The following is a 22,874-nucleotide window of genomic DNA, read 5'->3' on the forward strand; positions in this document are numbered from 1 at the left end:
GGCGTCCCGCCGAGGGCGGGGACGTTCCCGAACGCCGTCAGGCGCACCGGCCGCAGGCTGAAGCTTGGCCCGCGTCGCGGCACAAGAGCCAGCCCGCATCGCGGCCAGAAGGGCGCGCCGTCAGCGGCGACGGTCGCGGCGGGCGCTCATCGGCTGGAACGCGACGCCGACATGGGCCTCGCAATAGGGCTTGCCGGGCGAGGAGGGCAGGCCGCAGAACCAGAAGTCCTCGGTCGCCGGATCGCCGATCGGCCATTTGCAGGTCCGCTCGGTCAGTTCCATCAGCGTGAGGCGGCGCGCCCGCTTCTCGACCTCGCGCACCGAAGCCAGCGCCTCGGGGCTGATCTCGTTCGCCGACGGCTGCGGCGGAAGCGGCTGGCCCGCCGCCACCACGGGCTTCCTGAGCGGCACCGGCGCCGGCGGCGCGGAAGGCGCCGGGGCGGGGCGCTCGGGTGCGGGACGCGGATCGGCGGCGCGGGGCTGCTCGGCCGTGCGCGCGGGCTCGGCGCGGGGGGCCGTCGGTGCCGGTCCGGCTGCGGGCGTGGGCGCCGCCGGCGACACCTCCTCCTCGGCCTCGTCGCGACCACCATTGCCGCCCACCCGGTTCGACAGGCCCAGACGGTGCACCTTGCCGATCACCGCATTGCGCGTCACGCCTCCGAGTTCCTTCGCGATCTGGCTGGCACTCTGGCCCTCGGTCCACATTCGCTTGAGGGTCTCGACGCGCTCGTCGGTCCAGGACATGCCGCAACTCCGCTTGAGGGTGGACCCGGCGCCGGGCGCCGGGCTTCCGCCGTCCCCGCTTCCGGGGGAGGAGGGGCGAGATTTACACCCGCCCCGGCCGTGTTTCAAGCCGCTCCCGTGCCGCGTCCCCGAGCGCCGGGGCGGCGACTCTTCACTCCGCCGAGGGTCAGACGCCCGAGCGGCGACAGGGAGGGCACGATATCTCGCCACATGCCGCGAGGAGGGAGAAGCGTGCGGATCGGACTCTTGGCGCCATGGCCGGCCCTGCAGCAGGCGTCATCGTTGAGGATCGCGTCGGCAGACCGACTGCGCGCCAAGGGCGCCCGGATTTCCGCGCGCGGCCGCCCCGTCGTGCCGGAAATATCTGTGGACAGCCGTCCTCTGCGGCGATATGGGCACAGGCATGACCAGCCGGATCCGCATCCTTTCCGTCCGACGCCGACGCTTCTGAGCGTCCGTCCGTGCCTGCGCGCGCGCAGGCCCCTTCCGCCTGTCATTCCTGCCTGACACATCACGTTGACTTGGGGCGCCGCCTCTGGCACCCCTTTGGCTTTCCGAGGACCCTGCCGATGATCCCCGCTGTCCTTCCGACCTACAACCGTGCGCCGCTCGCCTTCGTGTCGGGCCAGGGTTGCTGGCTTACCGCCGAAGATGGAAGCCGATATCTCGACCTCGGCGCGGGCATCGCGGTCAACGCTCTGGGCCATGCCCATCCGGCGCTTGTCGAGGTGATCTCGGCGCAGGCTGCGAAGCTCTGGCACGTCTCGAACCTCTACCGCATCCCCGAACAGGAGCGGCTGGCCGCGAAGCTGGTCGAGGCGACCTTCGCCGATACGGTCTTCTTCACCAATTCGGGGACCGAGGCCGCGGAACTCGCGATCAAGATGGTGCGCAAGTACTGGTCCGAGAGGGGGCAGCCCGACCGGATCGAGATCCTCTGCTTCGAGGGCGCCTTCCACGGCCGTTCGACCGGCGCCATCGCGGCGGCGGGCTCGGAGAAGATGACGAAGGGCTACGGTGCGCTGATGCCGGGCTTCCGGCAGTTGCCCTTCGGCGATCACGACGCGCTGCGCGCCGCCATCTCGGAGAAGACGGCGGCCGTGATGATCGAACCTGTGCAGGGCGAGGGCGGCATCCGCGTCCTGCCCGACGTCTGCCTGAAGGGCCTGCGCGACGCCTGCGACTCCGTCGGCGCGCTGCTGGTCTTCGACGAGGTGCAATGCGGCATGGGCCGGACGGGCAGGCTCTTCGCCCATGAATGGGCCGGGATCGAGCCCGACATCATGATGGTGGCCAAGGGCATCGGCGGCGGCTTTCCGCTGGGCGCGGTGCTGGCGAAGGAAGCCGCCGCCGCGGCCATGACCGCAGGCACCCACGGCTCGACCTACGGCGGCAATCCCCTGGGCTGCGCAGTGGGGGCCAAGGTGATGGAGATCGTGGCAGACGCGGCCTTCCTCGCCGAGGTGAACCGCAAGGCCGCGCTCTTCCGCCAGAAGCTCGAGGGGCTGGTCGCAGCGCATCCGGAGGTGTTCGAGGAGGTCCGCGGAGCGGGCCTGATGCTCGGCCTCAAGTGCCGGGCCCTGAACGCGGACCTCGTGAAGTCGGCCTATGCCCAGCATCTGCTGACCGTGCCCGCGGCGGACAACGTCGTGCGGCTGCTGCCGGCGCTCAACATCCCCGACGAGGACATAGCCGAGGCCGTGGCACGGCTCGACCGTGCGGCAGGCGCGCTGGAAGCCGATGCGGCCTGAGGCCTGCCGCCACGGCCGCCCCCGCCGACGAGGGCGTCTTCGCACCGATCACGCATGACCATCCGCGGGCGGCGCTGCCACGAGCACGCTCCCGATACAGAAAGCCTTTTCCGTGAACCACTTCCTCGACATTCACAAGACCGACACCGCCGAGCTTCGGCAGATGATGGATAACGCGCATGCCATGAAGGCGGCGCGCAACGGCCGCCCGAAGGGCCAGCTCGACGACGATCAGCCTCTCGCGGGCCGCATGGTGGCGCTGATCTTCGAGAAGCCTTCGACCCGCACGCGCGTCTCCTTCGACGTGGGCGTGCGCCAGATGGGCGGGCAGACGATGGTGCTCTCGGGGAAGGAGATGCAGCTCGGCCATGGAGAGACAATCGCCGACACGGCCCGCGTCCTCTCGCGCTATGTCGATCTCATCATGATCCGGACCTTCGAGGAGGCGACGCTGCTCGAGATGGCCGAGCATGCGACCGTGCCGGTCATCAACGGGCTGACGAACCGCACCCATCCCTGCCAGATCATGGCCGACGTGATGACCTACGAGGAGCATCGCGGCCCGATCGCGGGGCGCAAGGTGGTCTGGGCAGGAGACGGCAACAACGTCTGCGCGTCGTTCCTGCATGCGGCGGGCCAGTTCGGCTTCGACTTCACCTTCACCGGCCCGCCCACGCTCGACCCCGAGCCCGAGTTCGTGGGCTTTGCGCGCGAGCGGGGCCGGCGCATCTCGATCGAGCGCGATCCGATGCGGGCGGTGGAGGGGGCCGATCTCATCGTGACCGACACCTGGGTCTCGATGCACGATCCGCAATCCGCCCGCGAGCGGCGGCACAACCAGTTGCGCCCGTATCAGGTGAACGAGGCGCTGATGGCGCAGGCGCGGCCGGATGCCCTCTTCATGCACTGCCTGCCGGCCCATCGCGACGACGAGGCGACGAGCGCGGTCATGGACGGACCTCACTCGGTGATCTTCGACGAGGCCGAGAACCGGCTGCACGCGCAGAAGGCCATCATGCGCTGGTGCCTCGGAGTCTGACGACCGGCGTGGATCGACCGGCCCGCAGCCTGCGGGGCAGGCCGATGCGGTCCGAGACATGCGCGGCGCCCGAAATCGGCTTCAGGGTGAGCCACCGGAGTCGGCCCGCGTCGTGACAGATGCGCAGGACGTTCGCAGGAAGACGGCACCGGGGCCGTTTTCGCGCCGTGACACTCTGCTGTGTCCGTCGGCTCCCAACGGGCCGGCCGTGCGACGTTGCCGTCCGGCTACATCCTGCGGCGCGCGTCAGGCATCCTGCTCGCTCGCCGGCCGGAACCGGCAGCTCCAGCTTGCCACCTGGTATTTCGGATGGTCGAAAACCCATTTCGCCAGCTCGGGCTGGGCGCGCATGACGCAGGCCACGGGGCTCAGGCCATCGGCGTAGTAGAGGCTGCGCTTTTCGCAGGCAGAGGGAGCGTCACTGAGGCACGCTACAAAGGCAAGTTCGATCATGTCGACCTCTTCACTGGGTTGGCGAGGTCCTCCCTGAACACCGCTGATACAGCGAAAACCTTGCCTGACCATTCACGCGCAGTGCCGTGCGAGGGGCTGAAACCATATTCCGGCGGATGATGTGCAGAAACGGCGGCAATCGCCAAAAAGTTTCGCAGAGAGAAAAATCGAGCATCACAGAGGCCGCGCGATTCCGATCACCGCCAGCGTGACTTCGCCAGCCGGCCGGGTCCAGATCACCTTTTCGCCGATCCGCGCGCCCAGGAGCGCCACGGCGAGCGGAGAGTGCGGCGCGATGCGATGGCGGGCTGCCGAAGCCTCGTCCTCGCCGGTGATCTCCCAGACCGTCTCGCGGCCGTCCTCGTCCTGGACGGTCACGCAGAGGCCGAAGGCAACCTCGTCGAGCGGCTGGTCCGCGGGATCGACCGGGATGGCCGAAGCGATCCGTGCCTCCAGATAGCGGATGTCGCGTTCGGCCGCGGCCTCGGGCAGCCGGTCCAGCCGGTCGGGCCGCGCCCGGAGATCCTGAAGGCGGGCCTGGGTTGCGCGCAGCCGCTCCTTGAGATCGGCAAGGCCGCGCGGCGTGACCAGATTGGGATGCCGGCTGATCGGCAGGTCGGGGAGCGGGGCATTGTCGGGACCGTCCTCCTTCACGAAGGCGCGGCTCATCGGACGATCACCTCCAGCGGATCGTAGAGGATGCCCGCGCCCCAGGCGGTTGCGGCGAGGCTGTCGGGCTTGTGGCGGATGCGCGCGATTTCCGCGCGGGTGAAGAAGCGCCGCTCGGTCACGACGCCGGCCGGGTCGAGCCACTCGGTCGAGAGGAGGCCCGCGGTGATCCGGCAGCGGAAATAGACGTCGACCTGATGGAAGCCGGTGTCCGGGTCGTGGAACTCGTTGACGAGGCAGGGATCGCCCACCGCTACGGCAAGCCCCGTCTCCTCTGCGACCTCGCGGACGAGGTTGTCGGGCAACGAGGCGCCGGCTTCGACGCCCCCGCCGGGCGCGCACCAGAGATCCGATATCCCGCCGGGCCATGCGTTGACGAGGAGGAGCCGGTCCTCGTGCAGGATCAGGGCGCGGACGGCGAGGCGAGGGACCTTCATGAGGCGAGCCTCGCAGGCCGCGGGCGCTTTGTCCATGGCGGCGCCTTCGCCCGTCCGGCGGGAGCGACGGGGGGTGCCGGCTGCGGGGGCATCGAGCCCCCGCAGCCGGCGCTGCCGCGGACGGAGTGCCGCCGCCCGCCAAGGCTGTCCCCCGGCGTGGCGCTGGTGCCTCAGGTTCCGCGCGGCTTGGCCCGCACTGTCGGCTCGGCCACCGTCGGATCCTCGGGCCAGGGGTGACGCGGGTAGCGGCCACGCATGTCGCGGCGCACGTCGGCATAGGAGGTCGCCCAGAAGCCCGGCAGGTCCATCGTCACCTGCACCGGCCGCTGGCCCGGCGAGAGCAGCGTGATCCGGAGCGGCAGGCGCCGCGGCCCCACGGTGGGATGGACCGTAACCCCAAAGAGTTCCTGCAGGCGGATCTCGATTCCCGGCGCCTCGCCCTCGTAGTCGATCGGCACCCGACGGCCGAGCGGCGTCTCGTAATGCGGAGGCGCCAGCCGGTCGAGAAGCTGCACCCCGTCCCAGCCGAGGAGGGCGCGCAGCGGCTCGGTCAGGTCGAGGGCGCGCAGGTCGGCCTCGGTCCGGCGGGTGCCGAGGAAGGGCAGGAGCCAGTCGGGATCCGCCAGCAGCGCCTCGTCGGAGACATCGGGCAGATCGGCACCCTCGGCCCGGAGGAGCGCGATACGGGCCCGGAGCCTGCGGGCAGGCTCGCTCCAGGGCAGGCCGATCTGGCGCAGCCCCTCGACCGCGGCCCGTGCCACGGCTTCGGCCGGAACGTCCGGCCAGATCCGGTCGTCGAGCACGAGCGCGCCGAAGGTCTCCTGCCTGCGCGCCAGAACGCGGCCCTCGCGGCGCGACCAGTCGCAGACCTCGCGCCAGCGGATCTGCGGCGCGAAGAGGTCGCGAAGCTCGGATTCGACGAGCGGCGCCGCCTGCCGCACCTTCGCCTCGCGCGTGTCGCCGTCGAGGTCGGTCGCCACGATCAGCCGCGCGCCCGAGAGCGGCTGGCCCGGCTCCATGACCGCGCCCTTGCCACCGGAGAGGACCCAGCGCGGCGCCTCGCCCTTGCGGCGGAGCCCGACGCGGTCGGGATAGGCCAGCGCCGCCATCTGCCCGACAGAGAGCCCGGCTTCCTGCGTCGAGACGGCGCGTGCGAGCCGCCGGGCCTCCTCGCGGATGCGGGCGAGGGCCACCCGGTTCACCTCGTGCGGATGCTCGTCCGAAAATCGCTTCGGGTCGGCCAGCGCCGCGAGGCGCAGCGCCAGGTCGGGCGGGCCCCTCACCGGATCGCGATCCGCCATCAACGCAGCCAGCGGCGCGGCGGAGGGCCCCGCCACGGTCAGCATGTGCCCGAGCCGGGGATGGAGCGGCAGCCGCGCGAGCCGTCGGCCGTGCGCGGTAATCCGGCCGTCCTCCAGCGCGCCCAGCCCTTCCAGCAGCGCGCGCGCCTCGGCCAGCACGCCCGGATGAGGCGGCGTGAGGAAGGGCAGCTCGGCGCTGCCCCAGAGCGCGAGTTCGAGCGCGAGCCCGGTCAGGTCGGCGGCCTCGATCTCGGCGGGCGGGAAGGCCGCCAGCGCCCCTTCCTCGCCGCGGGTCCACATCCGGTAGCAGATGCCCCGGGCGACCCGTCCCGCGCGGCCGCGCCTCTGGTCGGCCTCGGCCCGCGTCACCCGCTCGGTCACCAGTCGCGACATGCCCGAGTTCGGATCGAACCGGGCCCGCCGCGCGCGCCCGGCATCCACCACCACCCGCACGCCGGGGATGGTGAGCGAGGTTTCGGCGATCGAGGTCGCAAGCACGATGCGCCGTTCGCGACCCTCCTCCAGCGCCGCGCGTTGCGCCGCGAAATCCAGCGCCCCGAAGAGCGGCGCGACGAGGCAGCCGGTCGCGTTGAGGAGGGTCTGAACGCGGCGGATCTCGCCCTCGCCGGGCAGGAACACGAGGATGTCGCCCTCCGTCTCGGCCACCGCCTGCCGCACGAGGCTGGCCACCTCTGGCTCGAGGCGCGTGCCCGGCGGAAGGGGCCGGGGCAGCCAGCGCGTTTCGACCGGGAAGGCCCGGCCCTCGGAAGTCACGATCGGAGCCTCGCCCATCAAGGCGGCCACGGGGCCTGCGTCGAGCGTGGCGGACATGGCGACGAGCAGCAGATCCTCGCGCAGCGCCCCGCGAACCTCGAGCGCGAGGGCGAGGCCGAGATCGGCGTTAAGACTGCGCTCGTGGAACTCGTCGAAGACCAGCGCGCCGATACCCTCGAGGCCTGGATCGTCCTGGATCATCCGGGTGAGGATGCCCTCGGTCACCACCTCGATCCGCGTCTCGCGGCCCACCCGTGCCTCGCCCCGGATCCGGTAGCCGACGGTCCGGCCGACGGGCTCGCCGAGCGTCGCGGCCATCCGCTCGGCCGCGGCCCGGGCCGCGAGGCGACGTGGTTCCAGCATGACGATCCGCCCTTCGGCAAGACCGGCCTGCAGGATCGCGAGCGGGACGCGCGTGGTCTTCCCGGCACCGGGGGGCGCCTGCAGCACCGCCATGCGCCGCGCCCGCAGGGCCTCGATCAGTCCCGGAAGTGCCGCGTCGATGGGAAGAGCTTCGATCATCCGGCCGTTATGACGGCGCCCGCGGCCGCGCACCAGAGGGTTGCGACGGGCCGTGCTGCCCTAACGCCGCCGCAGCGTCGCGCGACCGTAGATCGTGTCGGTCGCCACCTCGACCACGCGCATCCGTCCCTCGGAGGTCGGACGGTAGACCAGCGAGAAGGGGAAGCGCGACTTCTCGGCCATGTCTTCCTGCGAATAGCCGGCGACACGGCGGAACTCTCCTGCGCAGGCGACCCCGCCCTCGACGGGCTTCGGCTGGCCCAGCATCACCCGCGTGCGCCTCCGGCCGTCGAAGATGTCGAGCGAAAGACGGCACTCCTCGCCCGGCTCGACGTCGCGCAGCGCGGCGTAGAGAGCGGTGAGCGGATCGACCGTACCCTGCTGTGCTGCCGGATCGATGTCGTAGGAGCGGGGCTTGCGTGCCGGAGAATAGCGCTCCACCCGTGGCTGGCCACGCTCCCATGACAGGATGACCTCGGACTGCCGGCGCCCGGTGTCAGCGCTTTCGCTGTAGGCAATGGACTGCGGACGGTCGCGCACCATCCGGCCGCTCGACCGGGCATCGTAGCGCATCGTCCGCACGAGGCCCAGAAGCCCGCCGCTCTGCAGCCGCCCGCGCACGCTGTAGCGTCCGTCGTGCTCGGTCCCCTCGAACGAGAGCGTTCCGGCCCGCAGGCCGCGAAGCACGAGGTCGAAGACCGCTTCGTCCGTCTGTGCCGTCGCCGGCGCAGCCAACGCCAGCATCAGGGCCGCAATTCCGACGCCAAACCGCATGGAGCCCCCATCTGCCGCATCCTCACCTCTGGCATATCGCGGGAAGAGAAGGCAAAACAGCCCCGCAGTCCCCTTTCGGCCTGACAATCGCGTCACCGCCCCGAGGACTGCGCCTTACCCTGCCGGAGAGCCCGATGGACACAGCCGACCTCGCCTCCCGTATCGCCAGCGGCGACCGACGCGCGCTCGCCCGCGCCATCACGCTTGTCGAAAGCCGCCGTCCCGATCATCGCGAGCAGGCGCTGGCGCTTCTGGCCGAGCTGGCGCGCAGCGGCCGCGAGGCTCTGCGGATCGGACTTTCGGGCACGCCGGGCGTCGGCAAGTCCACCTTCATCGAGAGCTTCGGCCTCCTGCTCACGGGGCAGGGGCTGCGCGTGGCGGTCCTTGCCGTCGATCCCTCCTCCGCGCGCTCGGGCGGCTCGATCCTCGGCGACAAGACGCGGATGGAGCGGCTCTCGCGCGATCCGATGGCCTTCATCCGGCCCTCGCCCTCGCAGAGCCACCTGGGAGGCGTCGCGCGCCGCACGCGCGAGGCCGTCGCGCTCTGCGAGGCCGCGGGTTTCGACGTGATCCTGGTTGAAACGGTGGGCGTGGGTCAGTCCGAGACGATGGTGGCGCAGCTCTGCGACCTCTTCCTGCTCCTGCTTGCGCCGGCGGGCGGAGACGAGCTGCAGGGGGTGAAGCGCGGGATCATGGAGATGGCCGACATCATTCTCGTCAACAAGGCCGACGGCGATCTGAAGCCCGCGGCACTGCGCACCGTGTCCGACTATGCCGGGGCGCTGCGCCTGCTGCGCCGCCGGCCGCAGGATCCCGAGGGGTTCCCGAAGGCCATGCCCGTCTCGGCCATCGAGGAGCAGGGACTGGCGGATGCCTGGGCCGAGATGCAGGCGCTGGTCGGCTGGCGTCGAGCGCAGGGCCACCACGCACGCCGGCGCGCGGACCAGTCACGCCACTGGTTCGAGGAGGAGGTGCGCCAGGGCCTGCTGTCGGTGCTGACCCGGCCCGGCCCGGCCCGCGATGAGATGGCGCGGCTTGGCGAGGCGGTCACGCGCGGCGATCTCACGCCCGAAGTCGCCGCCGCGGAACTCCTTGCGAGCCTCTGATCTTCCTCTCCGCCGGTGGGGCACGGGGCGCAAGGCCCTCGATTCGTGCTCCGCTGCATCCCGGTTGCCTCACGGACTGCCCCGACCGCGGCCGGCGGACGGCTGCCCTGCCTCATGTGCTTCGAGAGGTCGTGCCGCTCGCCCGATCGGCGCCCTGAATCGCTTGACGCCGCCCGGCTTTGCCCCTAAACGGCCCCGATGGAATTCGGCGCGCTGCCTCTGGCGGTGCCCTTCATGCACAACCCGTGCAGTCGATGCACAACCACGAGGATCACGACCATGTCGCGCGTCTGCGAACTTAGCGGTAAGGCTCCGATGACCGGCAACACGGTCAGCCACGCCAACAACAAGAGCCGTCGGCGCTTCCTGCCGAACCTGAACGACGTCACTCTGATCTCCGACGTCCTCGGCCAGTCCTTCAAGCTGCGTATCTCGGCCGCGGCGCTCCGGACCGTCGACCATCGTGGCGGGCTTGACGCCTTCCTCGACAAGGCGAAGGACGACGAGCTGTCGCTGAAGGCCCGCGCCATCAAGAAAGAGATCGAGAAGGCCCGCGCCACCGCGGCCTGATCCCGCTCAGCTTCAGGACATACGGCCCCGCCATCCGGCGGGGCTTCTGTTTTTGGTCGGGCGTCTCGCCGCCGTTCCCCATCGCGGGCGACGGAAGCTTGTGCCCGAACAAGCTTCCGGCGCGGCCGCGCTTGTGGCAGGCAGCCGAAGTCATATGATCGCCCCCATGTTGCGCGCTCTGCTGGCCTGCGTCCTGTCTCTGGTTCTCGCCGCAGCTTCGCTGACGGTGGCAGAGGCGCGCGCGCGGGCGGCCCTCTCTCAGCAGATCGTCATCTGCACCGGATACGGCGTCACGACCATCACGCTCGATTCCGAAGGCAGGCCCTCGGGGCCGCTTCATCCCTGCCCGGATTGTCTCTCCGGTCTGGGGCTCTGCACGCTGCCCGCGTCGCCGGAGCCCGCGGGCGTTCCGCTTCTTCGCGGGGACATCCTTCCCGTGGCCCCCGCTGTGCCCCTTGTCGCGGCCGACTCTCCCGTTCCGCGCGCCCGCGATCCTCCTGCGTCCGTCGCCTGAAGACACGCCTTCTCGTTTCACAGGAGAGACACATGACCCACCTTCAGGGACTTCTTGCCGCGGTTGCCGTCACCTTCGCGCTCCCGGCATTTGCGGACAGCCACATCGCCATCTCAGACCCCTACGCCCGCGTCGCTAGCCCTGCCGCGCAGTCCGGCGGAATTTTCATGACGATCGAGAACCACGGTACGAGCGACGACCGCCTCGTCTCGGCCGCGTCCGAGGCTGCGAAGAAGGTCGAGCTTCACACCCATCTCGCGGGCGCCGACGGTGTCGTGAAGATGGTCGAGGTGAAGGAGGGCTTCCCGGTGCCGGCCCATGGCAGCCACGCCCTTGCGCGCGGTGGCGATCACGTCATGCTCATGGGGCTGGTGAAGCCGCTCAACGACGGTGACGAGATCGCGGTCACGCTCACCTTCGAGAGCGGCAAGACGATCGATGTGACCGTGCCGGTGGATTCGCAGCGCGCCGATATGGCAAGCCAGCCGATGCACGGCATGACCCACGGAAACTGATCGCAGGAATGGACCGAGGGGCGCACCGGCAAGGTGCGCCCAGCCGGGCTCAGCCGCCGCAATAGGTTTGGGCAGCTTCGCCGAAGGACTTGTAGCGTTGCCAGAAGGCGGTGTCGGAGTTGCGGCCCGAGAAGCGCACTTCCTGCGCCTCGTCAGGATTCGAGAAGAACTTTGCCGCGCGCTTCTGGTCCGCGGGCCGCAAGGTGATGTCCGCCACCTGCTGGATGCAGTTGCAGACCGAGGGATTCGCGGCCTGCCGGTCGGACCGCAGGCAGGATCTCTCGATCGGGCCGCCGGCAAGGGCAAGGGAAGGAAGGACGAGCACGGCAAGGGCCGCCGCGAGAGCCGGTTTCTTCATCATCTGCCTCGTTCACTGCTCCGGCAGGTTGGTCCCGCCGCATTTGATGCAGCCAATATGCCGAAACGAGGGGATCTTATCAAACCGATTCGCGGCGGGTTCCCGTCACAACAGCAGGCCGTCCCGCACGTCAGCCAGGGATGCGTGCACCGAGATATAGTAATCCGCCGCGCCGTCGCCGTTGCGATCGGCCATCAGATATCCGCCCTCGTAGCGCAATTCTCCAGCCCGCCCGCCGAAGTCGTCGGCTCCGATGAAGCGGAACTGCTGGGTGTCCGCCTGTCGCAGGTTGGCATCCGCCGAAGTGAGGTCGATCACGTCGGCGCCGCCAAAGTCGCGGATGACATCCGCCGTTGACCTGCTCGTGCCGCTTCCGGTGGTCTGGAACACGAATACATCCGCGCCCGAACCGCCGACGAGCACGTCCCGTCCGGTGCCGCCGTCCAGCACATCGTCGCCGGCGCCGCCATCGATCGTGTCGGCCGCTGCGCCGCCGCTCAGACGGTCGTCACCATCCCGTCCGGAGAGCACGTTCGCCTGACCGTTGCCGTAAATCGAGTTGTCCCGGGCATTGCCGGTCCCGTTGCGCGCCCGGCCCATCAGCGCAAGTTCCTCCACGCCGGCGCTGAGGGTGAAACTCACCGTGGAGTAGACGTAGTCAAGATCCGTGCTGGAGGCGCTTTCGACGATGACGTCACGCAGGCTGTCGACGTAGTAGGTATCGTATCCGGCGCCGCCCACCATCGTGTCCGCGCCACTTCCCCCGTCGATGATGTCATGATCCGACGTGCCGAGGATCCGGTCGTTTCCGCCATGTCCCGAGATGGTCATCGAATTGTAGCGCGACGACGCGTCGATGACGTTGCCGGCGTCATTGCCTTCGAAACGCAGCACGTCGGCCTCGATCAGCACCCGCTCGACGTTGGCCGGCGTTCCGCCCCAAACGAGCGAGGTCCTTATGATGAAGGTGTCGATTCCGCCTGCGGCATCCTCGTGAATCGAAACCGAAAAACCGCCCGAGTTGTAGTCAGCAATGTAAGTGTCGTTGCCCGCGCCTCCGTAGAGGTCGTCGCGCCCGGAGCTGACGTAGATCATGTCGTTTCCGGCGCCGCCGAACACCCGGTCGTTGCCGGACGACCCCTGGATCGTGTCATTGCCGCCGCGGCCGAAAATTATCAGGTTTTCGACAGAGCTCGTGTGGAGGTAGTCACCCAACGAGGTACCGTTAATTCTTCTGGTCATATTGTTCTCTGTAATCAAGGTGTTGAACGGGTTTTCAATGGGGGCACGATAGGGCTGTTCCTACGGGTCGTCAACGCGTATGGGGGGTGCGCAGGCCTCTTCCCGGCGCAAGCGCGACAGGATATACGCCGCGCATGACCCAGCTCGACCTCATCCGCAACTTTTCGATCGTGGCCCATATCGACCACGGCAAATCCACCCTCGCCGACCGGCTGATCCAGCTGACAGGGACGGTGGCCGAGCGCGACATGAAGGCCCAGATCCTCGACTCGATGGAGATCGAGCGCGAGCGGGGCATCACCATCAAGGCCAACACGGTCCGGATCGAATATCCGGCGAAGGACGGCCGGACCTACATCCTGAACCTGATCGACACCCCCGGCCATGTCGACTTCGCCTACGAGGTCAGCCGGTCGATGCGCGCGGTCGAGGGCTCGCTGCTGGTGGTGGATGCGTCGCAGGGCGTCGAGGCGCAGACGCTGGCGAACGTCTATCAGGCGCTCGACGCGGGGCACGAGATCGTTCCGGTGCTGAACAAGATCGACCTGCCCGCGGCCGAGCCTGACCGGGTCAGGACCCAGATCGAGGACGTGATCGGTCTGGATGCGTCGGATGCGGTGCTCATCTCGGCAAAGTCGGGGCTCGGCATCCCCGAAGTGCTCGAAGCCATCGTGCATCGCCTGCCGGCGCCGAAGGGCGACCGGAACGCGCCGCTCAAGGCGATGCTGGTGGACAGCTGGTATGACGCCTATCTCGGCGTCGTTGTCATGATCCGCGTGATGGACGGCGTGATCCGCAAGGGCGACCGGGTCAAGATGATGCAGACGGGTGCCGTCTACGGCATCGACAGGCTCGCTGTGCTCAAGCCGCAGATGGTGGACATCGCCGAACTTGGACCGGGCGAGATCGGCGTACTGACCGCCTCGATCAAGCAGGTGCGCGACACCCGCGTGGGCGATACGATCACGCACGAGAAGAAGGGCTGCGAGGCGCCGTTGCCCGGCTTCAAGCCCGCCCAGCCGGTGGTGTTCTGCGGCCTCTTCCCGGTCGACGCGAACGATTTCGAGGCGCTGCGAGAGGCGATCGAGAAGCTGGCACTGAACGACGCCTCCTTCACCTACGAGATGGAGACCTCGGCGGCGCTGGGCTTCGGCTTCCGCTGCGGGTTCCTGGGGCTCCTCCATCTCGAGGTCGTGCGCGACCGGCTGGAGCGGGAATACGATCTGGACCTGATCACGACGGCGCCCTCGGTGGTCTACCAGATCTACATGAAGGACGAGACCGTGCAGGAACTGCACAACCCGACCGACATGCCGGACCTGACCTATGTCGACCACATCGAGGAGCCGCGCATCCGGGCGACGATCATGGTGCCCGACGAATATCTCGGCGACGTGCTGAAGCTCTGCCAGGACCGGCGCGGCATCCAGCTGGATCTGAGCTACGCCGGCGCGCGCGCCATGGTGGTCTACGACCTGCCGCTGAACGAGGTGGTCTTCGACTTCTACGACCGGCTGAAGTCGGTGACCAAGGGCTACGCCAGCTTCGACTACCAGATCACCGGCTATCGCGAGGATTTCCTCGTCAAGATGTCGATCCTCGTGAACGACGAGCCGGTGGATGCACTGTCAATGATGGTGCACCGCGACCGGGCCGACCTGCGCGGCCGGGCGATGGTCGAGAAGCTGAAGGAACTGATCCCCCGGCACATGTTCAAGATCCCGATTCAGGCCGCGATCGGAGGGCGGGTCATCGCACGCGAGACGATCTCGGCGATGCGCAAGGACGTGACGGCAAAGTGCTATGGTGGCGACGCCACCCGGAAGCGCAAGCTTCTGGACAAGCAGAAGGCCGGCAAGAAGAAGATGCGCCAGTTCGGGAAGGTCGAGATCCCGCAGCAGGCCTTCATCAATGCGTTGAAGATGGACAACTGAAGCGGGGCGCGGCGCCGCCTGGCGCCGCGCCCCCCGCGCCTTACATCCCCGCCTGTGTCTCGCGGGATTCCTCGCTGATGGCGCTGCCAGCAGCCGAGAGATCCTGGCCCGCACCCTCGACGGTCTCGCAAGCGGACAGTCCCATGAGGGCGAGCAGGGGGAGGAGAAGAAGGGATTTTTTCATGCTGAAACTCCGTGGTTGCTTGGCCACGAACGCGCGGAACTGCCTCGGCGTTCCCGATCTAATCCGCGCTTAATCCCTCGTTAATCGACATGTGGCTTATTCGCCGCATGACCCAGTTCGTCCTCGCCCTCTTCATGACGATCCTTGCAGCACTGGGCGCTGCGCCCCTGCTGGTGGCCGGCCGCGACCTCGCGGCAGGGCCGCGGCCGCCGTCAGCCCGAGCCCGACATTTCGTGCTGGATTGCGCGCCTGCTCTTGCCTTGCGGCAGCGCCTGGGGATCAGGCGGCGTCCGGTCCCTTGATGACCAGGACCCAGAAGGCATAGATCCCGAGCAGCAGGAAGATGACGGCCCAGATCGGGTTGCCCAATGCGAAGAGTTCGACCCCGGACCAGGCGATCGGCAGGAGGCCGGTCAGCCAGCGGCGCCAGGCGGGGCGGAAGAACGGGTGGTTCGGATCGATCAGTTGCATGAAGGAGAGCCTATCGCGAGCCTCCTCACAGCGGTAGCGCGATGTTGCCGCAGGGATGTGACAGGAAAGGCCGCAGGGGCACGCGTTCGACCAATGGAGCGAGCCTCGGAACCGCAAGGCACGCCGGCGACGGAAGCAGCGCGCCCTCGTGTCTGGGTGCGAGCCGCGTTGAGCATGGCGGCAGGGCCCGGAAGGCCCGGCGGACCCACGCGCATTGGGACAGCGGCCATGTCCGGTGTCCTGATGGTCGGCCGGTCTGGCGCGCCCTCGCGTATGGGGGCAAGCCTCTGGCTGGTGCTGGCGTTGCCTGCAGTGAAGGTTGCTGGGCCTGCGACCCCTCGTCGCTTCGCGGCGCTTGTGGCATGTGCCGGGCAGGCATAGGCTTTCTTCTGACGAGAGGAGACTGGACATGACCAAGATTGACCCGGCCTTCACCGGCCAGACGGTGATCACAACCTTCGAGATGACACCGGGCACCTGCGGAGACTTGCTGGATGAACTGCGGTCCGCAGTCGACGGCTTCATCCGCCACCAGCCCGGCTTCATCTCAGCAAGCATCCATGTGAACGATGCCCAGACGCGGATCGCGAACTACTCCCAATGGGAAAGGCGGGAGGATTTCCAGGCCATGTTGCGCGCGCCCGAGATGCGCGAGCGGACACGGCGCTTCGCCGAACTCTGCCGGAGCTTCGAGCCGGTGATGTATGAGGTGGTGGCGGGATTCTGAGCCATCGGAGGCTGACCTCCGGCGCACTTCTGGCGCGGCCTGGCCGAGCCTGTGCTGCCCGATCTTGCCGCTGCCACGGACCCGGCCGGCGCTTGCCGCGTTCTGATGGCAACCAGGGGAGAAGATCATGGAAGACGTCATCCAAGGCATCGGCGTGGTGGGAGTCGTGGTGCTGGCCCTCGTCGGGCTGCTCGCCGGCTGGCTCGCGAGCTACGTCTCGGGCGGGCGGCATCGCGGGCGCTACATGCTGATCGGCCTTGCGGGCGCGCTCGCCGCGCCCTTCCTGCTGATCGCGCTGGGGGTGACGGTGCTGGCCGCCTCGGGCCTGGTCGCGATGATCGTGGCAGCCCTGATCGGGGCGGTCATCGTGCTCCTGATCGCGAGGCTGATCCTGGACTGACCCTGGCGGTCAGAAATCGAGCCACATCCCGAGCTTCAGCGCAGGTTCCGAGCGTCCGCTCACGGGAAGGATCAGGCCGAGTTCGAGCTTGACCGGCTCGCGAAGGTCGTAGACCAGCGACGTCGCGAGCCGGCTCTCCAGCCCGGCCTCTCGGCCGTAATCCAGTTGCAGTTGCCCGATCAGCATCAGCCGGTCCCGGGGCTTGAGTCCGACCGTCAGTTCGGCCTTTCCGCTCGTCTCGGGCACGAGATAGGTGTAGGTGGCAACCGTCTGAGCATTGAGTTCCTGCGAGAACGTCACGTCTCGCGCGGCAATGATGGCCCGCGCCTCGGCAGCGAGCCAGCCGGGCCCGAAGCGGGTCGTCACGCCGCGCCCCCATCCGCCGCCCACCTGCAGGAGGGGCGACGCCTTGCCGGCGATGAAGCTTGCTCCGACCCCTGCGGATGCAGCGATCCGGTGCGGCCCGCGTTCCCACGCCTTCTGCGCCCAGAGGATCAGCTTGCCGTCGCCGCCGCCGGACATGCCGCCATCGAGCCCGAGGGTGATGCGTGGGGTGAATCCGTATTCCGCCCACAGGCCCGTCCAGCTGTCGCTCGCGGCATCCTGCTGGTGCGAGATCGTCAGGAACAGGCTGCCCTCCTCGCGCGCCCAGGGACCGCTGGCGGCAGGCGAGGCGCAAAGTGCCGCTCCGGCCAGGGCCGCGAGCCCGAGAAGGCGCATGAGAGCGCTGCACATGGATCGACCCTCCGAACCCGCGCAGCCTGCTCCCCACAGGGTTAACGGCCAGTTAAGGAAGGTGATCCGAGGCAGATGCCGTCGCGAACCGTTCTGCTTTCGTGCAGCCGCGCCTCATCGGCCACGGCGCCGCTTGTTGCCGCCGCGCTGGCCCGCGCGGCCGGCCGTGCTTCGCCCGGAGCTTTTCACCGCAGCTTCCGATGCCTCCTCCACCGCCGTCTGGCGCGCCAGAGGGTCGTCGGCCACGGCAAGCTCCACCGCCTCGAGCCGCTTGATCTCGTCCCGCAGCCGCGCCGCTTCCTCGAATTCGAGGTTCTCGGCCGCCTTGCGCATCGCCGTCCGCAGAGCGTCGAGATGGGCCGCGAGGTTTGCGCCGACCATCGGCTTCTCGACCTTCGCCGTCACTCGATTCATGTCCGTGTCGCCCTGCCAGAGGCCGGCAAGCACGTCCTCGACGTTCTTCCGCACGGTCTGCGGCGTGATACAATGCGCCTCGTTGTAGGCCATCTGCTTCTCGCGCCGCCGCTCGGTCTCGCGCAGCGCCCGTTCCATGCTGCCGGTTATGCGGTCGGCGTACATGATGACCCGCCCGTCGGCGTTCCGCGCCGCGCGACCGATGGTCTGGATCAGCGAGGTTTCCGAGCGCAGGAAGCCCTCCTTGTCCGCATCGAGGATCGCCACCAGTCCGCATTCCGGAATGTCGAGCCCCTCGCGCAGGAGGTTGATCCCCACCAGCACGTCGAAGGCGCCAAGCCGAAGGTCGCGCAGGATCTCGATCCGCTCGATCGTGTCGATGTCCGAGTGCATGTAGCGGATGCGGATGCCCTGTTCGTGAAAATACTCGGTCAGATCCTCGGCCATGCGTTTGGTCAGCACAGTGACGAGGACGCGCAGGCCCGCGGCGGCGACCCTGCGGATCTCGTCCAGCAGGTCGTCCACCTGCATCTCGACGGGGCGGATCTCGACCACGGGATCGAGAAGCCCCGTGGGCCGGATCACCTGCTCGGCGAAGACGCCGCCCGCCTGTTCCAGCTCCCACGCGGCCGGCGTGGCAGAGACGAAGACCGACTGCGGGCGCATCGCGTCCCATTCCTCGAACTTGAGCGGCCGGTTGTCCATGCAGGAGGGCAGCCGGAATCCATGCTCGGCCAGCGTGAACTTGCGCCGGTAGTCGCCGCGATACATCCCACCGATCTGGGGCACGGTAACGTGGGATTCATCGGCAAAGACGATGGCATTGTCGGGGATGAATTCGAACAGCGTCGGCGGCGGCTCGCCCGGCGCACGCCCGGTAAGATAGCGGGAATAGTTCTCGATGCCGTTGCAGACGCCAGTGGCCTCCAGCATCTCGAGATCGAAGTTGGTGCGCTGCTCCAGCCGCTGGGCCTCCAGCAGCTTGCCCTCGTTCACCAGCTGGTCGAGCCGTTGGCGCAGCTCTCGCTTGATGCCCTGCACCGCCTGCTGCATCGTCGGCCGCGGCGTGACGTAGTGCGAATTCGCGTAGATGCGGATCTGCTTGAAGCTGTCGGTCCTGGCGCCGGTCAGCGGGTCGAACTCGACGATGTTCTCCAGTTCTTCGCCGAAGAACGAGAACCGCCAGGCGCGGTCTTCGAGGTGAGCGGGCCAGACTTCGAGCGAATCGCCCCGGACGCGAAAGCTGCCGCGCTGGAAGGCCTGGTCGTTGCGCCGGTATTGCTGCGCCACCAGTTCCCCGATCACCTGCCGCTGGTCGTAGCTTTGCCCCACGACGAGATCCTGCGTCATCGCCGAGTAGGTTTCGACCGAGCCGATGCCGTAGATGCACGAGACCGAGGCCACGATGATCACGTCGTCACGCTCGAGCAGGGCCCGAGTGGCCGAGTGGCGCATCCGGTCGATCTGCTCGTTGATCTGCGATTCCTTCTCGATATAGGTGTCCGAGCGCGGCACGTAGGCCTCGGGCTGGTAGTAGTCGTAGTAGGAGACGAAGTACTCGACGGCATTCTCGGGGAAGAAGCCCTTGAATTCGCCGTAAAGCTGCGCCGCCAGCGTCTTGTTCGGGGCGAGGATGATCGCCGGGCGCTGGGTCTCCTCGATGATCTTGGCCATGGTGAAGGTCTTGCCGGTGCCGGTCGCCCCCAACAGAACCTGGTTCTGCTCGCCCGAGCGCACGCCCGAGGCCAGTTCGGCGATGGCCGTGGGCTGGTCGCCGGCAGGCAGGAACGGGGTCTTCATATCGAAGCGCCGGCCGCCCTCGAGCTTGGGGCGGGTCAGCACCTCGGGACGGTGCATCGGCATGTTCGTGTTGTTGTGCGGCATGATGATTCCCCTCGGCCGCTTAGATTTGATCCGTTTTTGTTCGCAAACAAGAGAGCGACGGCGCTTCTTTACCGCCCGTTAAGGCTTCCGGGGTAGAAGCAGGGGGCAAGCAGCAGAACGCTGTCGGTCGGTTGCACCACACCCCCCACCCACCCCTCCCGTGATTGACCGACAGCCGCTTGCCATGCGGTCTGCGGGTCTTGATCTGCGTCGGAAAAGCCGCCAATAAACAGAGCATCTGTGAGGGAGCTTTCCATGCGCGCGCGTATCTACCAGCCAGCCCGAAATGCCATGCAGTCCGGCACCGGCAAGGCGAGGGGCTGGGTGCTCGTATTCGAAAGCCGGGAGGCTCGCGACATCGATCCGCTGATGGGCTGGACCTCTTCGGCCGATACGCAGAATCAGGTCGTGCTGCATTTCGACAGCCGGGAGGCCGCCCTCGACTATGCGAAGGCGCATCGCATCGAGGTGGAAGTGACGGAGCCGAAGGCCCGGAAGGCGAATGTGCGCCCTCGCGGCTATGGCGAGAACTTCGCCACGGATCGTCGCGGCGCCTGGACCCACTGACCGCGACGGCGATCGATCTGCAGGATGCAGCGGCGGCTTACCCGGGCCTGCGCGCGACGATATAGCGGCCGTGGGTGCTTTTGCCGAAGCTGCGATCGCAATCCACGGACAGGCCAGCGTCGGCGATGGCGGCTCGCAGCTCGTCCACGTGAAGATTGCGTGCCGGAGGGAAGAAGCCCAGAGCACGAAGCACCGGGAAAAGCATCCGCATCTTCAGCGCCATGTCGCCGAAGCACCAGGTCTTGCTGATCAGCAGACCGCCCGGCCTGAGGTTGTCGTGGATGGCTGCGAGCAGGGCGGGCAGATCCTCCGCCAGATGGAGGATGTGGAAGGCGCAGATCGCGTCGAAAGGTCCGTCATCGAAGGCCGCCGACGCTTCTGCCTGCCGGAAGCGGACGCTCGCGGGCGCCTCACGCCCGCGCGCGATCCTCACCATCTCGGGCGAGAAGTCCGTGCCTGTCCACTCGGCCACGGCGCCTCCGCACCGGATGGCAGTCGTGCCCGTTCCGCAACCGATCTCGAGCACCCGGTCGGTTGGCTTGAGCCGCGCCCTGACATCGGCCAGCGTGGCTTCGTATGCCTCCTCGTCCCGGACGGGCCGTGCCGCGTAGCGGTCGGCGACCCTGTCCCAGAACCGGCGTCCCTCGCTCTCCATGCCAATCTCCCCTGTGCCTCGTCGCCAGACTGCACCCTCACCGCAGGAACGGCGCTGCGACAGGACGTCGTTCTCCCTCGTTCCCTTGCCGTTCGCCCCTCGACCGAGCTGGGGAGCACGTATCCGTCCCCAACCCGGGCCAAGCGACGGGATCTCCCGGCAGCACAGGGCCGCTCTTGGAGGCCCATGCGTTTCGTGCCATGGATCGGCGAAGCCAGAAGGAGGCCGGCGCCCCAAGATGCCGCTGCACGCCACACCCATTATCCGGCGCGACGATCCACTGTCGCCCGAGTTCCAGCCGCTTTTCGATCGCCACCTGAAGCTCATGCGCGAGACCTCTCCTCCCGAGAGCGTCCATGCGCTCGATCCGGGAGATCTGGCGTCGCCCGGCGTCTCGTTCTTCGGGCTTCGTCTCGGCAATGCGCTGGTCGGTATGGGAGCCTTCAAGGCAATCGACGCGACCCATGCCGAAATCAAGTCGATGCATGTCCTGTCGGAAGCACGCGGTGCGGGCCTCGCGGCCCTGCTGCTCGAGCATCTCCTGCGCGAAGCCCGTGCCGCCGGTTTCACCCGCATGAGCCTGGAGACCGGGGTGGAGCCCGCCTTCACCGCGGCTCGGTCGCTCTACGAGCGCGCGGGCTTCGACATCTGCGCGCCTTTCGAGGGCTACTGCGAGGATCCGAACAGCGTCTTCATGACCCGCAGTCTCTGACCCCTTGCACGGCCCCGCGCGCTGGCGCAAAAGGACGGTGGGGGCCCATAGCTCAACTGGATAGAGCAGCCGACTTCTAATCGGCAGGCTGAGGGTTCGAGTCCTTCTGGGCCCGCCAGATCGCCTGTGCTTGTTGTCAGGGGGGCATAAGTGTGCGCAAAACGGCTGTTTCTCGTGCGCACCCCTGTCAAGCATTTTTGCAACTCGGCGGCGAAGCATCGTAAGATATTGAATAGTCTTGATTACCGTCAAAAAGGCTGAGCTTCACCAAGGTCCGTCGATCTGCCACCGCACGCTGACGCTGTCACCACTGGCCGTCATCTCAACGCCCACAGAACCTCGGACCTGAGGTAGACCGGACCGATATCCTCACCTTCCGGAGAGAACCTCTCGACGCGGGATTCGGCCAGCCGGGTCCGGATCGTAGCCCTGTGCTGCCCGGTTTCCTCGGAAAGCGCCGTCAGGGTCACGAAGCGTTGGTGGAACGCGGAGATCTCGGCCGGGCCGAGAAAGTGCTGCAGACGGTGCGTTCGGGGTTCATGTCCCGGGCGGCCGGAACGTGCCCGGCTTCGATCAGGGCGAGGAAATGGCCGTTGTCGCGCAAGCCCACGGATCGGCCGAATTCGGCAGCGGGCACCATTTTCTTTGCACATGCATCCGCGCGCGGTCCCGGTTCGCGCGATCGCTGCAGTCGTTCGACGTCGCGCTTGAGGACCACGATCCCGTGAAACCCGAAGATGCCGACCTGCTGGCCTACCGCAAGCCGCTGGGCATGGATGGCTTCAATCAGCTCGGTCAATCTGATCCTTGTGCGCTTCCGCGACAGAAGCAGCGTCTCCCATTCGTCGTCGTCCTCGGCCACGTCGACGGCGCCGGCCTGCAGATCGGCAAGGAGTGCCAGACCGTCCGAGACACGCCACGGGTTCTTGACCTTCGCGACGCGGGTGCGCGGCACCAGAATCTCTTCCTTGTCCAGGGCTACGAGCTCGCGCTTGGTCGCCCCGATCGCCTCGCGCATCGCGATGGGTCCGACGAGGGTCGGGATTTCCGCGAGAAGGGCGGCATGCTTCTGCGCGTCGAACACGCGGCGGCTGAGCGGCCGTTCGTCGTGGTCCGGGAGAGCGCCCGCCTCGACCAGGAACTGTCCGATGACTTCGGGGCCGATGCGGTTCTGTTGCACAAATGGACTGACGGGATTCATCTCGTGAATCCAGCGTGGTAGCTGGGGGACATGAGCAGACCGACGCCCCCGACCTGCAAGACCCGGAACTGGCCGGCCTGCAACGAGGCGCTCAAGCGCCGCGGCTCGCTGACGATCTGGTTTGATCCGACCATGAGCTGGGCAGCCGCGCCGATTGGCAAGCGCGGCCGACAGCCTGCCTATGGCGATGGCGCCATTCAGAGCTGCCTGACCATGAAGGA

Annotated in this window: 26 protein-coding genes and 1 tRNA gene; 13 read left to right on the forward strand and 14 right to left on the reverse strand. The window is 68.0% G+C overall.

What is annotated here, in order from left to right; all coding sequences use genetic code 11:
• Nucleotides 1–120 precede the first annotated feature (120 nt).
• Nucleotides 121–744, reverse strand: coding sequence for a GcrA family cell cycle regulator (locus ACTVZP_RS17925; protein ID WP_443213534.1), 624 nt, complete (start codon nt 742–744; stop codon nt 121–123).
• Between the two features lie 569 nt (nt 745–1,313).
• Here ACTVZP_RS17925 and ACTVZP_RS17930 point away from each other — a divergent pair.
• Both ACTVZP_RS17930 and argF read left to right on the forward strand, forming a co-directional pair.
• The gene (locus ACTVZP_RS17930) at nt 1,314–2,495 is read left to right on the forward strand and encodes an aspartate aminotransferase family protein (protein ID WP_443213535.1); all 1,182 of its coding nucleotides are present in this window, start codon (nt 1,314–1,316) and stop codon (nt 2,493–2,495) included.
• Nucleotides 2,496–2,607: 112 nt separating this feature from the next.
• The gene (gene argF / locus ACTVZP_RS17935; RefSeq protein WP_443213536.1) at nt 2,608–3,534 is read left to right on the forward strand and encodes an ornithine carbamoyltransferase; all 927 of its coding nucleotides are present in this window, start codon (nt 2,608–2,610) and stop codon (nt 3,532–3,534) included.
• 246 nt (nt 3,535–3,780) lie between these two features.
• Here argF and ACTVZP_RS17940 read toward each other — a convergent pair whose 3' ends face one another.
• From ACTVZP_RS17940 to ACTVZP_RS17960, 5 genes are all read right to left on the reverse strand, one after another.
• Nucleotides 3,781–3,987, reverse strand: a complete 207-nt coding sequence (locus tag ACTVZP_RS17940; RefSeq protein ID WP_443213537.1) for a hypothetical protein — start codon at nt 3,985–3,987, stop codon at nt 3,781–3,783.
• 174 nt (nt 3,988–4,161) lie between these two features.
• Nucleotides 4,162–4,656: a GreA/GreB family elongation factor gene (locus ACTVZP_RS17945; protein WP_443213538.1), complete on the reverse strand. Its 495-nt coding sequence runs from the start codon at nt 4,654–4,656 to the stop codon at nt 4,162–4,164.
• Nucleotides 4,653–5,129: an NUDIX domain-containing protein gene (locus ACTVZP_RS17950; RefSeq protein WP_443213539.1), complete on the reverse strand. Its 477-nt coding sequence runs from the start codon at nt 5,127–5,129 to the stop codon at nt 4,653–4,655. Before ACTVZP_RS17950 ends, ACTVZP_RS17945 begins: the two co-directional genes overlap by 4 nt.
• A 134-nt stretch (nt 5,130–5,263) precedes the next feature.
• Nucleotides 5,264–7,690 carry an ATP-dependent helicase HrpB gene (gene hrpB, locus ACTVZP_RS17955; RefSeq protein ID WP_443213540.1) on the reverse strand — a complete coding sequence of 809 codons (2,427 nt, stop codon included), beginning with the start codon at nt 7,688–7,690 and terminating at the stop codon, nt 5,264–5,266.
• Nucleotides 7,691–7,750: 60 nt separating this feature from the next.
• Nucleotides 7,751–8,464 (reverse strand): DUF3108 domain-containing protein, encoded by a 714-nt coding sequence (locus ACTVZP_RS17960; protein WP_443213541.1) that lies wholly within the window; start codon nt 8,462–8,464, stop codon nt 7,751–7,753.
• A 134-nt stretch (nt 8,465–8,598) separates the two neighbouring features.
• On the opposite strand from ACTVZP_RS17960, the gene meaB reads away from it, so the two are divergent.
• From meaB to ACTVZP_RS17980, 4 genes are all read left to right on the forward strand, one after another.
• Complete coding sequence (gene meaB / locus ACTVZP_RS17965; RefSeq protein WP_443213542.1) at nt 8,599–9,570, forward strand: methylmalonyl Co-A mutase-associated GTPase MeaB; 972 nt, start codon at nt 8,599–8,601, stop codon at nt 9,568–9,570.
• Nucleotides 9,571–9,849: 279 nt separating this feature from the next.
• Nucleotides 9,850–10,140 carry a 50S ribosomal protein L28 gene (gene rpmB, locus ACTVZP_RS17970; RefSeq protein WP_443213543.1) on the forward strand — a complete coding sequence of 97 codons (291 nt, stop codon included), beginning with the start codon at nt 9,850–9,852 and terminating at the stop codon, nt 10,138–10,140.
• Nucleotides 10,141–10,306: 166 nt separating this feature from the next.
• Nucleotides 10,307–10,654: a hypothetical protein gene (locus tag ACTVZP_RS17975; protein WP_443213544.1), complete on the forward strand. Its 348-nt coding sequence runs from the start codon at nt 10,307–10,309 to the stop codon at nt 10,652–10,654.
• A gap of 32 nt (nt 10,655–10,686) precedes the next feature.
• Nucleotides 10,687–11,169, forward strand: coding sequence for a copper chaperone PCu(A)C (locus tag ACTVZP_RS17980; RefSeq protein WP_443213545.1), 483 nt, complete (start codon nt 10,687–10,689; stop codon nt 11,167–11,169).
• A gap of 49 nt (nt 11,170–11,218) precedes the next feature.
• On the opposite strand, the gene ACTVZP_RS17985 is transcribed toward ACTVZP_RS17980, so the two are convergent.
• Together ACTVZP_RS17985 and ACTVZP_RS17990 are read right to left on the reverse strand one after the other, a co-directional pair.
• Entirely contained in the window at nt 11,219–11,527 is a 309-nt protein-coding gene (locus ACTVZP_RS17985; RefSeq protein WP_443213546.1) for a hypothetical protein, read from the reverse strand.
• A gap of 105 nt (nt 11,528–11,632) precedes the next feature.
• A complete protein-coding gene (locus tag ACTVZP_RS17990) occupies nt 11,633–12,742 on the reverse strand; it encodes a calcium-binding protein (protein WP_443213547.1) in 1,110 nt (369 codons plus the stop codon).
• Between the two features lie 161 nt (nt 12,743–12,903).
• Here ACTVZP_RS17990 and lepA point away from each other — a divergent pair, with 161 nt between their 5' ends.
• Nucleotides 12,904–14,703: a translation elongation factor 4 gene (lepA, locus tag ACTVZP_RS17995; RefSeq protein ID WP_443213548.1), complete on the forward strand. Its 1,800-nt coding sequence runs from the start codon at nt 12,904–12,906 to the stop codon at nt 14,701–14,703.
• Nucleotides 14,704–14,743: 40 nt separating this feature from the next.
• Here lepA and ACTVZP_RS18000 read toward each other — a convergent pair whose 3' ends face one another.
• Nucleotides 14,744–14,887: an entericidin A/B family lipoprotein gene (locus ACTVZP_RS18000; RefSeq protein WP_443213549.1), complete on the reverse strand. Its 144-nt coding sequence runs from the start codon at nt 14,885–14,887 to the stop codon at nt 14,744–14,746.
• Between the two features lie 279 nt (nt 14,888–15,166).
• The gene (locus ACTVZP_RS18005; RefSeq protein WP_443213550.1) at nt 15,167–15,358 is read right to left on the reverse strand and encodes a hypothetical protein; all 192 of its coding nucleotides are present in this window, start codon (nt 15,356–15,358) and stop codon (nt 15,167–15,169) included.
• A gap of 409 nt (nt 15,359–15,767) precedes the next feature.
• Between ACTVZP_RS18005 and ACTVZP_RS18010 the strand changes: the two genes are divergently transcribed.
• The gene (locus ACTVZP_RS18010; RefSeq protein ID WP_443213551.1) at nt 15,768–16,085 is read left to right on the forward strand and encodes an antibiotic biosynthesis monooxygenase family protein; all 318 of its coding nucleotides are present in this window, start codon (nt 15,768–15,770) and stop codon (nt 16,083–16,085) included.
• 127 nt (nt 16,086–16,212) lie between these two features.
• A complete protein-coding gene (locus ACTVZP_RS18015) occupies nt 16,213–16,485 on the forward strand; it encodes a GlsB/YeaQ/YmgE family stress response membrane protein (protein ID WP_443213552.1) in 273 nt (90 codons plus the stop codon).
• Nucleotides 16,486–16,494: 9 nt separating this feature from the next.
• On the opposite strand, the gene ACTVZP_RS18020 is transcribed toward ACTVZP_RS18015, so the two are convergent.
• On the reverse strand, nt 16,495–17,220 hold the full coding sequence (locus ACTVZP_RS18020; protein WP_443213553.1) for a hypothetical protein: 726 nt from the start codon (nt 17,218–17,220) through the stop codon (nt 16,495–16,497).
• 114 nt (nt 17,221–17,334) lie between these two features.
• Nucleotides 17,335–19,518 (reverse strand): excinuclease ABC subunit UvrB, encoded by a 2,184-nt coding sequence (uvrB, locus tag ACTVZP_RS18025; RefSeq protein WP_443213554.1) that lies wholly within the window; start codon nt 19,516–19,518, stop codon nt 17,335–17,337.
• A gap of 255 nt (nt 19,519–19,773) precedes the next feature.
• Between uvrB and ACTVZP_RS18030 the strand changes: the two genes are divergently transcribed.
• Nucleotides 19,774–20,085, forward strand: a complete 312-nt coding sequence (locus ACTVZP_RS18030) for an ETC complex I subunit (protein WP_443213555.1) — start codon at nt 19,774–19,776, stop codon at nt 20,083–20,085.
• A gap of 37 nt (nt 20,086–20,122) precedes the next feature.
• Here ACTVZP_RS18030 and ACTVZP_RS18035 read toward each other — a convergent pair whose 3' ends face one another.
• Nucleotides 20,123–20,740, reverse strand: coding sequence for a class I SAM-dependent methyltransferase (locus ACTVZP_RS18035; protein WP_443213556.1), 618 nt, complete (start codon nt 20,738–20,740; stop codon nt 20,123–20,125).
• A 238-nt stretch (nt 20,741–20,978) separates the two neighbouring features.
• On the opposite strand from ACTVZP_RS18035, the gene ACTVZP_RS18040 reads away from it, so the two are divergent.
• Both ACTVZP_RS18040 and ACTVZP_RS18045 read left to right on the forward strand, forming a co-directional pair.
• Nucleotides 20,979–21,452: a GNAT family N-acetyltransferase gene (locus ACTVZP_RS18040; protein ID WP_443213557.1), complete on the forward strand. Its 474-nt coding sequence runs from the start codon at nt 20,979–20,981 to the stop codon at nt 21,450–21,452.
• Between the two features lie 41 nt (nt 21,453–21,493).
• Nucleotides 21,494–21,570 (forward strand) — tRNA-Arg (locus tag ACTVZP_RS18045).
• 348 nt (nt 21,571–21,918) lie between these two features.
• On the opposite strand, the gene ACTVZP_RS18050 is transcribed toward ACTVZP_RS18045, so the two are convergent.
• A complete protein-coding gene (locus ACTVZP_RS18050) occupies nt 21,919–22,653 on the reverse strand; it encodes a hypothetical protein (RefSeq protein WP_443213558.1) in 735 nt (244 codons plus the stop codon).
• A gap of 30 nt (nt 22,654–22,683) precedes the next feature.
• On the opposite strand from ACTVZP_RS18050, the gene ACTVZP_RS18055 reads away from it, so the two are divergent.
• On the forward strand, nt 22,684–22,874 hold a 191-nt coding region (locus ACTVZP_RS18055; protein ID WP_443213559.1), incomplete at its 3' end, for a transposase.

It is taken from the genome of Rhodobacter sp. NSM, from assembly GCF_052244495.1.
Taxonomy (GTDB): domain Bacteria; phylum Pseudomonadota; class Alphaproteobacteria; order Rhodobacterales; family Rhodobacteraceae; genus Cereibacter_A.